This window comes from Pseudomonas beijingensis (genome assembly GCF_030687295.1).
In the GTDB taxonomy this organism is placed as follows: Bacteria; Pseudomonadota; Gammaproteobacteria; order Pseudomonadales; family Pseudomonadaceae; genus Aquipseudomonas; species Aquipseudomonas beijingensis.
On sequence record NZ_CP117425.1, the window covers coordinates 1,474,474 to 1,489,000 of the forward strand.

Here is a 14,527-nt window from a genome sequence, read left to right on the forward strand (position 1 = left end):
AACAGCCGATTGTTTCTTTCGGATGTGTTTGTTTGTCTTTGGTTGATTAGTTATTTCTGTTCGTAAGATGTTTCTCTAGTTATGTAGGGGAAATCGATTCAGAGATCATTCCTTCTATGTTGAGAGATTTATCCTACATAGAGAATGTTCGACTTTCTATAAGGTTCCTGGCACTTGAAAGGGCAAGCGTTGAGCGGTCTGGCGCACCTTTCAAGAGGGCGGTGATCCGTCTTTCATTTTGATGACTAGTCTGGAACTTATATGAAAAATAACTTCAACAAGAGCAATGTATTAACGGGGTGTGCGTCCTCATTAGTTCTGTTGTCGGCCATGGCGGCATCGCAAAGTGTGCTGGCCCATGGCTTCGTCGAAGTGCCACCTTCTCGTGCACTGTTGTGTCAGAAAGGTGTCAACCTGAACTGCGGCGGCGCGCAATACGAACCGCAGAGTACCGGCGAAACCTTCAAGGGCTTTCCGAATGGAGCCGGCGGTGGGCCGCTGCAAGGTCCTATCGACGGTAAAATTCCCAGCGGCGGCAAAGCCAACTTTTCTGCGCTTGATGCACAGTCGGCCACGCGCTGGCATCTGACTGAAATCAATGACCGCAACATCACCTTTCAGTGGAAATACTCCGCGGCGCACCCAGCGACAAAACACGAATACTTCATTACCCGCGATGGTTGGAATCCAAACGAAGTGCTCAAGCGTGCCTCGTTCGACAGCACGCCGTTCTGCACGGTGGATGGCGGTAGTCAAGTCCCGGTAGCAGGTGCCCCGCACAACTGCGTCATTCCCGACAGCAAGACGGGCCATCACGTCGTCCTCGCGGTCTGGACGGTGGCCGACACCGATAACGCCTTCTACAACCCAGTCGACGTAAACATCCTCGCCGAATCCGCATTGCCGGGCGGCTGGTCCCCGGTGGGCAGCATTGCGCCATCGACCCCATTGCTGGTGGGCGACAAGGTCAAGGCCCGGGCATTCTCCGCCACCGGCGAAAATGCCGAGTACAGCGTGGAAATCAGCATCGACAACGCTGAGGAAGGCAAGGCTGAAAACTGGTCGTTCAAACTGGCCGAGGCCCTCAACAGCGCCTATCCGCTCATTCGTGCCGGTATTCGTGACGAAAATGACAACATCACGCCAGTCAAGGGCGCCAACAGCCTGTATGCCCAGAAAGAAAGCGGTGTGACCCGCTATGAAGTGCAACTGGACATGCGCGAAGACGCCAACGCCAGCATGGAACTGTCCTCCCTGCAGCCAGAGTACGTACTCGACAAAGGCCGGGTCAGCATGGCGTTTACCGCGCAGACAAACCGCAGGATGAACCTCGAAGCCACGTTGTTCGATGAGAAGAACAAGCAGGTGGGTATCGTGCAGACCGTAGGTGAAGGCAATACCGGCCTGAGCCTGGACGTGCGCGGCGCCGCCCCTGGCGCGCACACCCTGACGCTGGTAGGCACCACCGAAGACGGCCGCACCACGCGCCAGGAGACCCAGACGGTCACCCTGACCGGTGAGGGCGTCGGCATCGAGTACGACTTCGTGTTCCCTGAAGGCGTCAGCGACTACACCGCCGGCACGAAAGTGCTGCAGCCCAAGACTGACGAAGTCTTCGAATGCAAGCCGTTCCCTGCGTCTGGCTACTGCAAGCAGTACAGCCCGACGTCGAACGGTTTCGAGCCGGGTGTCGGTGCCTCCTGGACTGAAGCTTGGAACAAGCTGTAAGTCCTGACAGGCATGGCCCCAGGCGATCCATTGGCTTGCCTGGGGCCTTCAGACGAGAACGCAGTGATGTCTATTCATTACTCCAGGCGACGGGTGCTGCTGCACTGGGTGTCGGCGGTCATTATTTTATGGGCGTTGGCGTCCGGTTTTTATGTGGCGTTCAACCCGGTGTCAGCTTCGACCGAACAGTGGGTCGGCTCACTCAATGTGTCGCTGACCACGCTGTTCATTCCGTTTTTCGTATGGCGGGCCTGGCTGTTCGTTTGCGAGCTGGAGCCCCGTGGGGCGGCGCTTACATTGAACAAAAGGCTGGCCTTGGCGGTGCATACGCTGATCTACCTGGTCATCGGCGTCGTGCTGGTGAGCGGCGTGCTGATGATGAAAAGCGCCATCAGTGTCTTCGGCCTCGTTCGATTCCCCCAGCCCTTGGCTGATCCGGTGTTGATCGAACTGGCCAACACCGTCCACACCTTGTCTTGCATGGTGCTTGCGATGCTGGTCGCGCTGCATCTGTGCGCGGTGCTCTGGCATGAGTTTTCAGGACGCCGGGTGGTGCGGCGGATGTCCTTCGCCAAGCCTGCAAGCATGCGTCAGAGAGCGCAAAGGTGAGCCGCTCGTTTCGGGTCGGCAGCCGTTTGCCGACGCTGGTCTTGGCGCTCGTTCCGCTGCTCTACGGAGTATTCCTGGCCGGGCAAGAGTGGCGTTTTCGCCAGGCATTGGGCCGTGACGTGCCGGTGGTGACCGACTCGCCAGCGGCGCCGGTTCGCGACCGACCCAACGTCCAAGCGGTGACGACCGTGCTCGGCCTGGCGCCTGAAGGTGCCCAGGCACCGAGCGCCGAACCCATTACGTTGCAAGCCAGTTTTGTTGCCGACCAAGGTCTGTCGCGGGCCTTGCTGGCGGACGCCGCCGGCCCGCGCATTTACCAGGTGGGCGAGCGCCTGCCCGGTGGCAGCGTGCTGCGTCGGGTCGAGGCCAGCCATGTGACGTTGTGGCGCAATGGACGGGAAGAGCGGTTGGCCCTGCAACCCGCGGCCAAGCCGTTGTTGCGCCGGTTGGGTCTCGAAGACGGGCGTCATGCCGCGCTTCATTCCTCGCAATACCTACGCCCGGTGGCCGGGCAATCAGAGTGATTGAATTCATGAACAGCTTTATCCGGGGCCGTGTTTCGCGCGTCCTGTTCTGCCTCGCCGCGTCGTGCCCGCTGGTGCTCTCCGGTTCGCTGCACGCCGAGGAAACCCAATGGCAACTGGCGATGAACAACGCGGAACTGCGCGACGTGGTCGAGGAGTTCTCCGCGATCCTGGGCAAGACCGTGGTGCTCGATCCCCGGGTGTCGGGGCGCATCACCGTCATGTCCCGTGAGGCCCTGGACCGCGAAGGCGTGCGGCGGTTGTTATATTCGGTACTCGATGCGCATAACTTCACCGTGATCGACGAGGGCGAGCGGATCTTGATCACGCCGGTCAGCGATGCGAAGACGCGCGCCGGTATCGCCGACGAACACAGCGCCACCCCGTCGCAGTTCGTCACCCGGGTGCTCGACCTGCAATCGAGTATCGCGGCCGATGTCGCCGGGTTGGTCCGGCCCCTGGTGTCGGCCAATGGTTACGTCGGCCCTTCGGTATCGTCCAATGCCTTGGTGGTTACCGACACCGCCGCCAATGTCCACCGCATCGCCGGGGTGGTGCAGCAGCTGGACTCAGGGCGTAACCGCAATCATGTGGTAGTGCGCCTGCAGCACGCCTTGGCCGTGGACATCGCGCCGCTGATGGAAGCCTCCGGCGGTAAGCGCGAGGGGGATACGGCGGGTGTGGTGATCGCCGATGCCCGCAGCAATCGGCTGGTGATCATTGGCGCCCCGGCGGTGCGCCAGCGCCTGGTCGATCTGGCGCGGAGCCTGGATGTCCCGGCCGCCGCCTCCCAGGACAACGCCCGGGTCATCCGCCTGCGCCATAGCGATGCCAAGCAACTGGCGGAGGTGCTGGAGGCAGTCGGGCAGGACAAGAAAACCACGCCGGCCCTGGCTGGCCTGCGGGAAAGTGCCAGCGCCAGCCCGTTCATGATCAAGGCCGATGAAAGCCAGAATGCCTTGGTCTTGATCGCCGAACCGGCCCAGGTCCGCACCATTGAAAACATCGTCCGCGAATTGGACCAGCCCCGAGCCCAGGTGCTCATTCATGCGGCCATCGTCGAGGTCACCGGGGACATCTCCGAAGCGCTGGGGGTGCAGTGGGGGCTCAAGAGTGGCAGCGCGACAGGGGCCGTCAACTTTCCGGGAACCGACATCCCGATCATCGGGTTGGACCTCGACAAGCTGGATAAAAAGACCGAAGGCGCCTTCCTGCGGCTGGGCGGCGATCGCTTCAGTGCGCTGGTCTCCGCGCTGGCGAGCGATACCCACAGCAACCTGCTGTCCACCCCCAGCCTGCTGACCCTGGATAACCAGGAAGCGGAAATCATCGTGGGCCAGAACGTCCCGTTCAAGACGGGTTCCTACGCCACCAGCGGCAACGGCGCGGATAATCCGTTCACCACCGTGGAGCGCAAGGACGTCGGCATCAGCCTCAAGGTCAAGCCCTACATCAACGAAGGCTCGACCTTGCGCCTGGAAGTCGAGCAAGAGGTTTCGGACATCGCGCCGTCGGTCTCCGGTGTGGATTCCTCCGACCTGATCACCAACAAGCGCGCCTTGAAGAGCACGATCCTGGCAGACGATGGCGAGATCATCGTGATCGGCGGCCTGATCCGCGACAGTGTCCGCACCCAGCAAAGCGGCGTGCCGCTGCTGCGCAGCATTCCGTACCTGGGCGCGTTGTTTCGTTGGAACCGCGACATCCAGACCAAAAGCAACCTGATGGTGTTCCTGCGTCCGACCATCGTGCGCAGCAATGAAGACCTGGCCGAGGTCAGCCGCCAGCGCTACGACGCGCTCCGGGAGCTGAGCAAACCCGGCTCGCGGAAAAACAATTCGCTGCTGTTGCCCCGGGATGCCCGCCAGTTGTTCGAGTCATCCACGGATGCATCGACGACCGATCCGCAGCAGCGTTCGGGTGCCCTGTGACTGACCCGCAGGCCCCATTGCCGTTTGGTTTCGCCAGGCGCCTGGGCGTGCTCCTGGAAGGTGTTGGGCCAACCTTGAGTCTGGTCATACGGCGCGATACGCCGCTGACGGCCGTGGCCGAAGTGCGGCGCCTGTGTGGGCGGGACTTGCCGATCCAGGTGTTGGAACCAGCGCCGTTCGCTGCGCGCCTGGCCAGTGTCTATCGCCAGGGCCAGAGCGCCGCCGAACAGGTGGCCCAAGGCTTGGACGAGGAGTTGGACCTGCTCAGCCTGGCCGACCAGATGCCGCAGACCACCGACCTGCTGGAACAGCAGGGCGATGCGCCGATCATCCGCCTGATCAATGCCCTGCTCAGCGAGGCGGTCCGCGAACACGCCTCGGATGTGCACCTGGAAACGTTCGAGCAATACCTGTCGGTGCGCATGCGCATCGACGGTCAGTTGCAGGAAATGCTCCGTCCGCGCCGGGAACTGGCGAACCTGTTGGTGTCGCGGATCAAGGTCATGGCGCGCCTGGACATCGCCGAAAAACGTGTGCCCCAGGACGGCCGGATGGCGTTGCGCCTGGCCGGCCACGAGGTCGATGTGCGGGTTTCGACCCTGCCGTCGGCCCATGGCGAGCGGGTGGTGTTGCGCCTGCTCGACAAGCAGGCCGGGCGCCTGGATCTGCAACGCCTGGGCCTGCCCGACGACACCCTGGCGAGCCTGCGCCAGTTGCTCGGCAAGCCCCACGGCATCGTGTTGGTGACAGGGCCCACGGGGTCGGGGAAAACCACCAGCCTGTACGCGGCGCTGAGCAGTATCAATGACCAGAGCCGCAATATTCTCACCGTCGAAGACCCCATCGAATATCACCTGCCGGGCATCGGCCAGATGCCGGTCAACCCGAAAGTCGACATGACCTTCGCCCGCGGTTTGCGGGCCATTTTGCGCCAGGACCCGGACGTGGTGATGGTCGGCGAAATACGCGACCGCGAAACCGCCGAAATCGCCGTCCAGGCGTCGCTGACCGGGCACTTGGTGCTGTCGACCCTGCACACCAACACCGCCGTCGGCGCGGTCACGCGGCTGGTGGACATGGGCGTGGATGCGTATCTGCTGGCGTCGTCCCTGGCCGGCATCGTCGCCCAACGGTTGTTGCGCCGTCTGTGTCCGTCCTGCAAGACGCCGTATGTGGCCGACGCTGCCACCTGCCGGCGCTTGGGCCTCGACGCCGCGGCCGCCCCCCGGTTGTTCAAGGCCCAAGGCTGCGAGCAATGCCAAAAAGGTTATCGCGGACGCTTCGGCATCTATGAGCTGGTGAGTGTCAGCGCTGCCCTGTCGCAGCTGATTCACCAGGGCGCCACCGAGCAGGCGCTGGCCGCGGAGGCGCGCAAAACCTCCCGCAGCCTGTTCCAGGACGGTCGTCACCGAGTGCTGGAAGGCCTGACCAGTGTCGATGAACTGCTGCGCATCACCCAAGAGGATTAGCGCCATGCCGACCTTCGACTATCGGGCCGAAGACCTCCAGGGCCGACGCTGCAAGGGCCGCGTGGAGGCCGATAGCCCCCGCCATGCTCGGCAATTGCTGCGCGAGCGCGGCTTGCTGCCCAGCGAACTGGCTGAAGCCAGGGAACCGCGAACCCTGGGTGGGCGCCAGGCTGGGGGGCGTTTGAGCCCGGCTGATCTGGCATTGCTGACGTTGCAACTGTCCACCCTGATCCAGGCCGGCCTGCCCCTTGAGGAATCGCTGGGGGCGGTGGCGCAACAGAGCCAGAAGCGCCGTGTTGCCCACCTGCTGGCGGCGGTGCGCAGCCGGGTGATGGAGGGCCACGCGCTGGCGACGGCACTGAGGGACTTTCCCCAGGCGTTCCCCGAGCTGTTCTGCGCCACGGTCGCGGCGGGTGAGCAATCCGGTCACCTGGGGCAGGTATTGGAACAGCTGGCGAGCTACACCCAGGCGCGCCAGGCCTCGCGCCAGCGCATTCAATTGGCGTTGGTGTACCCACTGATCCTGATGCTGGCCTGCGTCGCGATTGTCGCCTTCCTGCTGGGCTACGTGGTGCCGGACGTGGTGAAGATTTTCATCGACAGCGGTCAGCCGTTGCCCTGGCTGACCCAGGCGCTGATCGCTGTGAGCGATGGCTTGCGCCGCCATGGCCTGCTGCTGCTCGGTGCCCTGGCCGGGCTGTTCGGGCTGTGGCGCTGGAGCCTGCGCCAACCGGCCTGGCGCCTGCGCTGGCACCGTTTGCTGCTGCGGCTGCCGCTGCTGGGCGAAGTGCTGCGGGCGATGGAAGCGGCGCGATTCGCCAGCACCTTGGCGATCCTGAGCAAAAGCGCGGTGCCCCTGGTGGACGCCCTGCATATCGCCGCGCAGGTGATTGGCAACCTGACGATCCGCGCCCGCATGGCCGACGTCGCCCGTTCGGTCCGCGAGGGCGGAACCCTGACCCGTGGCCTGGAGCAGGGCGGTGATATCCCGCCGCTGATGCTGCACATGATCGCCAGCGGCGAACGGGTCGGCGAACTCGAAAACATGTTGGCCCGGGCCGCCGAACAACAAGAAACCAGCCTCGCGGCGCGCATCGCGCTGGTGGTGAGCCTTTTCGAACCGGCCATGTTGGTGCTGATGGGCGGCGTCGTGCTGCTGATCGTCATGGCCATCCTCCTACCGATCCTGAGCCTCAACCAATTGGTGAATTGACCGATGAAACTCCAAAGCAACCGACCTGCACGCCATCAACAACGCGGCTTTACCCTGATTGAAATCATGGTGGTGGTGGTCATCATTGGGGTGCTGGGCGCCATCGTGGTGCCGCAGTTCATGAACCGACCCGACCAGGCCAAGGTCACGGCCGCCCGCACCGATCTCCAGGCGATCGCCACGGCCCTGGAAATGTACCGCCTCGACAACTTCCAGTACCCCTCGACCCAACAAGGGCTGGAGGCGTTGAGCAAGCGCCCGTCCGGCACGCCCGCGGCCAGGAACTGGAACCCCCAGGGTTATCTGAAAAGCGTGCCGGTCGACCCTTGGGGCACGCCCTACCAGTACCTCAATCCCGGGCACAAGTCCGTCGATGGCAGCTATGACCTCTATTCCCTGGGCGCCGACGGCGTGTCGGGTGGTGAAGGGATGGCGGCCGACATCGGTAATTGGGCCGAGTGAACATGCAGCGTCGTTGCCGGGGCTTCACCTTGCTGGAACTGATGGTCGTTATCGTCTTGATCGGCATCCTGGCGGGCATGGTCCACTTCGCCACGGGGGCGAGCCCGGCGCGTGAGGCGCGGCAGCAGGCCCGGGACTTCGTCGCGGTGGTGCAGCAGTTACGTGAGCGGGCGGTGTTGGACGGGCAGGAATACGGTGTGCGCGTTCAGCCTGACGGTTATCAGGCGTTGCGGCTCGAAGCCCAGGACTGGACGGTGGTGTCGGCGTCGCATCGATTGCCCAAGGGGCTGATGCTTGGCTTGGAGCAGGACGGCCATGTCCTGCGCCTCGATCACGTTCAAGGCCCACCCCAGTTGCTGATACTCAGCAGTGACGAGATCAGCCCGTTCAGGCTGCTCATCAACGTCGCTGGGCAGACGATTGCCCGGGTGTCCAGCGATGGTCTGGCGGAGCCGCTGATCGATGAGTAACGCGCGCAGGCAGGCCGCCGGATGCCAGGGTTTCACGCTGTTGGAAGTCATGATCGCCCTGGCGATTTTCGCGACGCTGGCGGCGGCCGTGCTTTCGGCCAGCCAGTTCGTGCTCAAGCAAAGCGCGGGGCTTGAGGATCGTCTGTTCGGCGCCTGGTTGGCGGACAATCAACTGAGCGAACTGCGCCTGCAAGCCGTCACGCCGCCCGGGCAACAGCGACTGAACCGGCACCTGGATCGACGCGATTGGGTTTTGCAACAGCGCATCGCCCCGGCCCGTGATGGGCGCCTGTTGCAGGTCGAGATCCAGGTCAGCCGCGTCGACAGCGCGACCGTCGCGCACCGCACCATCGGGTGGATCCGCAACCGCCATGAATAAGCAATCGGGTTTCACTTTGTTGGAGCTGGTCATCGCCATCGCCATTTTTGCCTTGCTCGGCCTGGCCAGTTGGCGGTTGTTCGATGGGGTCGTGCGGACCCAGCAGGGAGCCGGTCAGCATGAACGCGACATCAGGGCCTTGCAGCGTGCTGTCGGCGTGATCGAACGAGATGTGTGGCAGGCGGTTGTCGACTCGGTCGCGCTCGCCCCCGGGCATTTGCAGTTGCAGCGCAGTCATTGGCGCAACCCGCTGGACCAGCCTCGCAGCGAACGGCAAACGGTGAGCTATCGACTCAAGGCCGGCGTGTTATGGCGCGAGAGTGTCGGCGAAGGCATGACGCTTGTGCAGCGGCAGAAATTGCTCGACGACGTCCATTCCCTGAGCTGGCGCGTGTTCGACCGGCAACGGGGCTGGCACCGCGAAACCGCGAGCGGCACCGCGCCGCTGGCGTTGGAGTTGATCGTGTCGGCGGGGCGTTTCGAACAAATCCGTCGAGTGCTGCTGTTGCCGGAGGCGTTGCCATGAAGCGCCACCGCGGCGTGGCGTTGATCAGCGTGCTGCTGGTGCTGAGCCTGGCCTTGCTGCTGGTCGGTGGGCTGTTGCGCAGTCATCGCCTGTTGTTGCACAGCAGCGCGCAGCAACTGCAACAGGTCCAGTTGCGGCAATTGGGATTGGCTGGGGAAGACTGGGCGCGGGTGGTGTTGGAAAACAGTGGGATAACGCCATCCGGGCCCGTTGACCTGAGCCAGGATTGGGCCCGGCTCGAACCCGTGTTGGAAGTGGATGGTGCCGAGCTGCACATCGGTATCGAGGATTTGTCCGGGCGCCTGAATCTCAATGGGCTGCTGGCCCTGGGTCAAATCGACCAGGTTACCCTCGGTCGCTGGACCCGCCTGCTGGCCCTGCTGGATCTGCCGCCGATGGTGTTGCCCCAGGTGGGGCCGGTGCAGGAGTTGAGTCAACTGCGCCTGTTACCGGGCATCGACGGCCAGACGTTGCGGCGCCTGGAGCCCTGGGTGGTGTTGCTGCCCAAGGATGCGCGGCTGAACGTCAATACCGCTCCACAGCGCGTGCTGATGACCCTCGATGGCATGGAAGCCGGGCCTGCCCAGGCGTTGGTCAACCAGCGTCGCCACGCGCCCTATGCCAGCGCGCAGGCGTTTACCAACGACCCGTTGCTGTCCGGCGTGGGCCTCAACAGCCATGGGCTGGGGGTGGGCAGTCGCTGGTTTCGTATCACCGTGAGCGTGATTCATGCCGACAGCCGTCTGCGCCTGGCCTCGGATATCGAGCTTGATTCTGTCAGTGGACGCTGGACGGTTCGTCAGCGACGTTTCTTACCCTTCAGCCCCAGTGAGCTTCCTTGATGAAAACCTGGCTTTACCTGACAGCAGAGGGCCTGGCCGCGTCTTGCGCCAACTGGCCATGCTGCGTGTGGTCGCCCACCGGCGAGCGTCGTCGCTTGCCGTTGCATGAGGCGGCCGGCGAGTTGAGCGGACGGCCCGTCGATGTGCTGTTGCCGATGGAAATGTGCAGTTGGTTGCGCAGCGATCCGTGGCCCTCTCGACGCCAGCCCCGGCCCCAGGCCCTGGCATTCGCCATCGAAGAACAACTGAGTGAAAACCTGGAGGCGCTGCACATCGGCATCGGCCCGCGGGACCGTCAGCACCGCTATCCGCTGATGGTGACGGAGCGGGCGCGGTTCCAGGCACTGTTGGCGTTGCTGGCCGAGCATGGCATCGATACGCGGGCGGTGCATGTCGATGCCGACCTGCTTGCTGAGGACCAGGCATTGGGCGTGCGCTGGTTCGGGCGTTGGTTGTTGGGTGGAGGGTTGCCTGCGCGGGTGGCGTTGTCGGCGCGGGCCTTGACGGCGCTGAAGCCCGGTTTGCCCGAGGACATTCACTGGCTGGACGAAGAGCGCGATTGCCTGGGTATCGATGAATGGCTGCTGAACGCGGATGGGCGTCCCATCGACCTGTTGCAAGGGGAGTTCCGGCGACGCCGCCGACCGTTGCCATGGCGTGGCGTTTCGGCGGTGGCACTGGGCATGTTGCTGCTCACCTGGGTCTTCAGCGAAGCCCGTGTGCGTTTTCTTGAAAGCGAAACCCGGCGTTTGTATGCCCAGAGTGAGCAGCGGTTCAGGTCGCTGTATCCCGGGCAGGAGCGGATCGTCGACCTGGCGGCGCAGTTCCAGGCATTGCAGAGTCGGCGCGGGCAAAGCCACGACACCCAGGTCGCGCGTCTGACCCGTCTGACCGAGCAGGTCATTGGTGCCAGCAATGTCGAGGTGCAGCGCATCGATTTTCGCGAAGGCGAAGGTTGGAAAATCCAGCTGACGGCGAACAGTTTCGTCGAGCTTGAACAGTTGCGTGAGCGCGGGCAGCAAAACGGATTGCCCGTCACCCTGGGCAGCGCCAGTAAGCAGAGCAACCGCGTGCAGGCCATCCTCACACTGGAGAGCAGTTGATGAACGTTAGTGGATGGCGGGTCTTGAAACAGACTTGGGGAAGCCTGTCGCGCCGAGAACAAGGGATGTTGCTGGGGCTTGCCGGGGCGTTGTCGGTGGCGCTGGCCTACACGGTGATTTGGCAACCAACCCGGCAGCGGTTGGAGGTTGCCGAACGACAGCATCGTCAGCAGGTTGAACTGAGTGCCCGGATCCAGCGCGCGGAACCTACCCGGGATATGACTGCCGCCACAGGGCCCTTGTCGGTGCGCGTCAATGAAAGTGCGACAGCGGCGGGGTTGGACATGGCTGAAATGGAGGTCGACGGCGACTCGTTGCGACTCGCCGTCAGTGGTGATGCGAGTGCGTTGCTTCGTTGGTTGGATCAACAAGAGCGAGAGGGCGCGGTGCTGCGGTCGCTGACGCTGGAAGTGGAGAATGGTGTGTTGGGCGCGCGGGTGGTTTTGCGTCAATGACACGCAGCGGTTTTGACCAGGGAATGAGAGGCCTTTGTGGGATGGTGGGAGTGTGTCAGCGACATGCTTCCCCAGAGGGCACACAGGGTCTTGGGGTGCACAGGCCTCTGTGGCGAGGGAGCTTGCTCCCGCTCGGCTGCGCAGCAGTCGTAAATCGGTTTGCAGGGTTCACCTGTTGCATCGCGGTGTCTGGTTTTGGGGCGGCTGCGCCACCCAGCCGGAGCAAGCGCCCTCGCCACAAAGTACGTGGTCAGGCTCAAGTTTGGACCGGGCTTGCACGATGACTAGACCTGCACATTCCCCGGCAACAACGGCAATTTCGCCAGCTTCACCGCCACCCACAACGCAATCACCAACAAGCCACCGATGAACAGGCCGATCCCGTTCCAGCCGCCCAGGTGCCACGCCACGCCGCCCGCCGTACCTGCCACGCTGGATCCGGCGTAGTAGCTGAACAGATAAAGCGACGAGGCCTGGCCCTTGGCCTTGAGGGCGCGGCGTCCGATCCAACTGCTGGCGACCGAGTGGGCGCCGAAGAAGCCGAAGGTGAACACCAGCATGCCCAGGATTACCAGCCACAGCGGCGTGGCCATGGTCAGCACGAGGCCGGCCAGCATCAGCGCGATGGTTGCCCAGAGCATTTTGCGACGACCGAGTTTGTCCGCCAGTGCGCCGACTTTGGCCGAGCTGTAGATGCCCGACAGGTACACCACCGACAGCAACCCGACGAAGGCCTGGTCCAGGTGATAGGGCTCGGCCAGCAGGCGGTAGCCGATGTAGTTGAACAGCGTCACGAACGCGCCCATCAGCACGAAGGCTTCGAGAAACAGCAGCGGCAACCCGGCATCGCGAAAGTGCAGGGTGAAACCATCCAGCAGGCTGCGTGGGTGCAGCGAACGGGGACGGAAGTTGCGTGACTCGGGAAGGATCCGCCAGAACACCGCCGCCGCGATCAGTGCCAGGCCGCCAATCACCAGCATCGCGGTGTGCCAGCTGACGAAGTCGATCAAGACGCCGGTGATCAGGCGTCCGCACATGCCGCCAATGGCGTTGCCAGCGATATACAACCCCATCGCCAGGCCGATGTGCTTGGGGTGAATCTCTTCGCTCAGGTACGTCATCGCCACCGCTGCCAACCCGCTCAACGACAGCCCCACCAAGGCGCGCAGCAGCAGGACGCCTTCCCAGGTCGGCATCATCGCGCTGGCAATCGTGCACATCGAGGCGGCGAACAGCGCCGTGACCATCACCGATTTGCGGCCGATGCGGTCGGAAATCGGGCCCGTGATCAACAGACCGATGGCGAGCAGGCCGGTCGCCACCGACAGGATCAGGCTGCTCTGCGCCGCGTTGATGGAAAACTCCCTGGATAGCAGCGGCATCATCGGTTGCACGCAATACAACAGGGCGAAGGTCGCAAAGCCACCGCAGAACAGCGCCATCACCGTACGCATGAACAGCGGGGTGCCTTTTTCGATGTAGATGTCGTTCCGTTCGGCGCCGACATTATCGGCAGGAGGTGGGATTTCATGGGCCAGGGGAGCGACGGCAGTTTTCACGGTGGACCTCGCAAGGGCACGATCAGGCAGGCAATGAAAAAAGCATATAGCCCGCTAATGTTTCTATCCAATATATTATTCGACCTGTTTAAGACGTTTAACGACCTATTGGATGGCCCATGGAACTGCGTCACTTGCGTTACTTCATCGCCGTTGCCGAAGAACTGCATTTCGGCCGCGCCGCGCTGGCCCTGGGCATCTCCCAGCCGCCGTTGAGCCAGCAGATCCAGGCACTGGAACAGGAGATTGGCGCACGGTTGTTCGAGCGGACCAATCGTCGGGTCGAATTGAGCGAAGCCGGGCGGTTGTTCCTTGAAGAAGCGCGACGGGTGTTGGTCCAGGTCGACAAGGCCGCCGACGTGGCCCGCCGTGCGCAACTGGGGGAACTGGGCGAGCTGAAAATCGGCTTCACCTCCTCGGCACCGTTCAATTCCACCATTCCCCAGGCGATTTTTGCATTCCGGCAACGCTTCCCTGCGGTGCACCTGAACCTGCGGGAAATGAGCAGCACCCAAGTGGCCGACGCACTGCTCGACGAAGTGATCGAGGTGGGCATCATGCGACCCTTGCCGCTGCCGGACACCTTGACGGAAATCGAACTCAGCCGCGAACCGCTGGTGGCCGTGCTCAGCGCCAAGCATCCCCTGGCCCAGGGCAATGAAGACGGCCTTTTTCTCTCGGCCTTGGCCCAGGAACCGTTCGTGTTTTTCCCCCGCAGCTACGGCAGCGGCCTCTACGCCCAACTCCTGAGCCTGGCCCGTGACGCCGGCTTCAGCCCGCATTTCGCCCAGGAGGCCGGCGAAGCCATGACCATCATTGGCTTGGTCGCGGCGGGGCTGGGCGTCTCGGTACTGCCGGCGTCCTACCAGCGCATGCGTATCGACGGGGTGGTCTATCGACCGCTGCTCGACCCGGCGGCGGTGTCGGCGGTGTGGCTGGTACAGCGCAAGGATCAGCGTTCGCCGATGGCGGCGGCGTTTGTGGCGTTGTTGACCGATGGGGTGGAGTTATCCAGTGGTTAGTGTCGGCGCGGAGGATACTTGCCTGACCCGCAACGCCGGCTTCAGCCTGAATAGAAATTGCCGGGGACGAAGAAAGTCCTGTGGGAGCGAGCTTGCTCGCGATGGCGTTGGATCAGTCAATACTTAATCGGCTGAGAGGCTGCCATCGCGAGCAAGCTCGCTCCCACATTTTGGTTTCCAGTGTTCGCACTGCAATCTCAGCTAGCATCGAGGCGGCTGAGATGTCCCGGCGTTT

The 14,527-nt window shown here is 63.2% G+C and carries 15 protein-coding genes; 14 read left to right on the forward strand and 1 reads right to left on the reverse strand.

Features of this window, described 5'->3' with window-relative positions; genetic code table 11:
• Positions 1 to 261: 261 nt before the first annotated feature.
• The 13 genes from gbpA (at position 262) to PSH84_RS06890 (ending at position 11,711) form a co-directional block, all read left to right on the forward strand.
• Positions 262 to 1,728 carry an N-acetylglucosamine-binding protein GbpA gene (gene gbpA, locus PSH84_RS06830; protein WP_305482430.1) on the forward strand — a complete coding sequence of 489 codons (1,467 nt, stop codon included), beginning with the start codon at positions 262 to 264 and terminating at the stop codon, positions 1,726 to 1,728.
• Between the two features lie 66 nt (positions 1,729 to 1,794).
• Entirely contained in the window at positions 1,795 to 2,337 is a 543-nt protein-coding gene (locus PSH84_RS06835; RefSeq protein WP_305482431.1) for a cytochrome b, read from the forward strand.
• Complete coding sequence (locus PSH84_RS06840) at positions 2,334 to 2,861, forward strand: type II secretion system protein N (RefSeq protein ID WP_305482432.1); 528 nt, start codon at positions 2,334 to 2,336, stop codon at positions 2,859 to 2,861. The genes PSH84_RS06835 and PSH84_RS06840 overlap by 4 nt, the downstream gene beginning before the upstream one ends.
• 8 nt (positions 2,862 to 2,869) lie before the next feature.
• Positions 2,870 to 4,792 carry a type II secretion system secretin GspD gene (gene gspD, locus PSH84_RS06845; RefSeq protein ID WP_305482433.1) on the forward strand — a complete coding sequence of 641 codons (1,923 nt, stop codon included), beginning with the start codon at positions 2,870 to 2,872 and terminating at the stop codon, positions 4,790 to 4,792.
• Positions 4,789 to 6,261, forward strand: coding sequence for a type II secretion system ATPase GspE (gene gspE / locus PSH84_RS06850; RefSeq protein ID WP_305482434.1), 1,473 nt, complete (start codon positions 4,789 to 4,791; stop codon positions 6,259 to 6,261). The genes gspD and gspE overlap by 4 nt, the downstream gene beginning before the upstream one ends.
• Before the next feature lie 4 nt (positions 6,262 to 6,265).
• Positions 6,266 to 7,474 (forward strand): type II secretion system inner membrane protein GspF, encoded by a 1,209-nt coding sequence (gspF, locus tag PSH84_RS06855; RefSeq protein WP_305482435.1) that lies wholly within the window; start codon positions 6,266 to 6,268, stop codon positions 7,472 to 7,474.
• Positions 7,475 to 7,477: 3 nt separating this feature from the next.
• The gene (gspG, locus tag PSH84_RS06860) at positions 7,478 to 7,936 is read left to right on the forward strand and encodes a type II secretion system major pseudopilin GspG (protein ID WP_305469371.1); all 459 of its coding nucleotides are present in this window, start codon (positions 7,478 to 7,480) and stop codon (positions 7,934 to 7,936) included.
• Between the two features lie 2 nt (positions 7,937 to 7,938).
• Positions 7,939 to 8,406, forward strand: a complete 468-nt coding sequence (gspH, locus tag PSH84_RS06865) for a type II secretion system minor pseudopilin GspH (protein WP_305482436.1) — start codon at positions 7,939 to 7,941, stop codon at positions 8,404 to 8,406.
• Positions 8,399 to 8,785, forward strand: a complete 387-nt coding sequence (gspI, locus tag PSH84_RS06870) for a type II secretion system minor pseudopilin GspI (RefSeq protein ID WP_305482437.1) — start codon at positions 8,399 to 8,401, stop codon at positions 8,783 to 8,785. The genes gspH and gspI overlap by 8 nt, the downstream gene beginning before the upstream one ends.
• Entirely contained in the window at positions 8,778 to 9,311 is a 534-nt protein-coding gene (locus PSH84_RS06875; protein WP_305482438.1) for a type II secretion system protein GspJ, read from the forward strand. Before gspI ends, PSH84_RS06875 begins: the two co-directional genes overlap by 8 nt.
• Complete coding sequence (locus tag PSH84_RS06880; RefSeq protein ID WP_305482439.1) at positions 9,308 to 10,153, forward strand: type II secretion system protein GspK; 846 nt, start codon at positions 9,308 to 9,310, stop codon at positions 10,151 to 10,153. The genes PSH84_RS06875 and PSH84_RS06880 overlap by 4 nt, the downstream gene beginning before the upstream one ends.
• Complete coding sequence (gene gspL / locus PSH84_RS06885) at positions 10,153 to 11,256, forward strand: type II secretion system protein GspL (RefSeq protein WP_305482440.1); 1,104 nt, start codon at positions 10,153 to 10,155, stop codon at positions 11,254 to 11,256. Before PSH84_RS06880 ends, gspL begins: the two co-directional genes overlap by 1 nt.
• Entirely contained in the window at positions 11,256 to 11,711 is a 456-nt protein-coding gene (locus PSH84_RS06890) for a type II secretion system protein M (RefSeq protein WP_305482441.1), read from the forward strand. Before gspL ends, PSH84_RS06890 begins: the two co-directional genes overlap by 1 nt.
• A 284-nt stretch (positions 11,712 to 11,995) precedes the next feature.
• Here the strand turns inward: PSH84_RS06890 and PSH84_RS06895 are convergent, their stop codons facing one another.
• The gene (locus PSH84_RS06895) at positions 11,996 to 13,249 is read right to left on the reverse strand and encodes an MFS transporter (RefSeq protein WP_305471136.1); all 1,254 of its coding nucleotides are present in this window, start codon (positions 13,247 to 13,249) and stop codon (positions 11,996 to 11,998) included.
• Between the two features lie 140 nt (positions 13,250 to 13,389).
• Between PSH84_RS06895 and PSH84_RS06900 the strand changes: the two genes are divergently transcribed.
• A complete protein-coding gene (locus tag PSH84_RS06900) occupies positions 13,390 to 14,292 on the forward strand; it encodes a LysR family transcriptional regulator (RefSeq protein ID WP_122565325.1) in 903 nt (300 codons plus the stop codon).
• Positions 14,293 to 14,527: the final 235 nt, after the last annotated feature.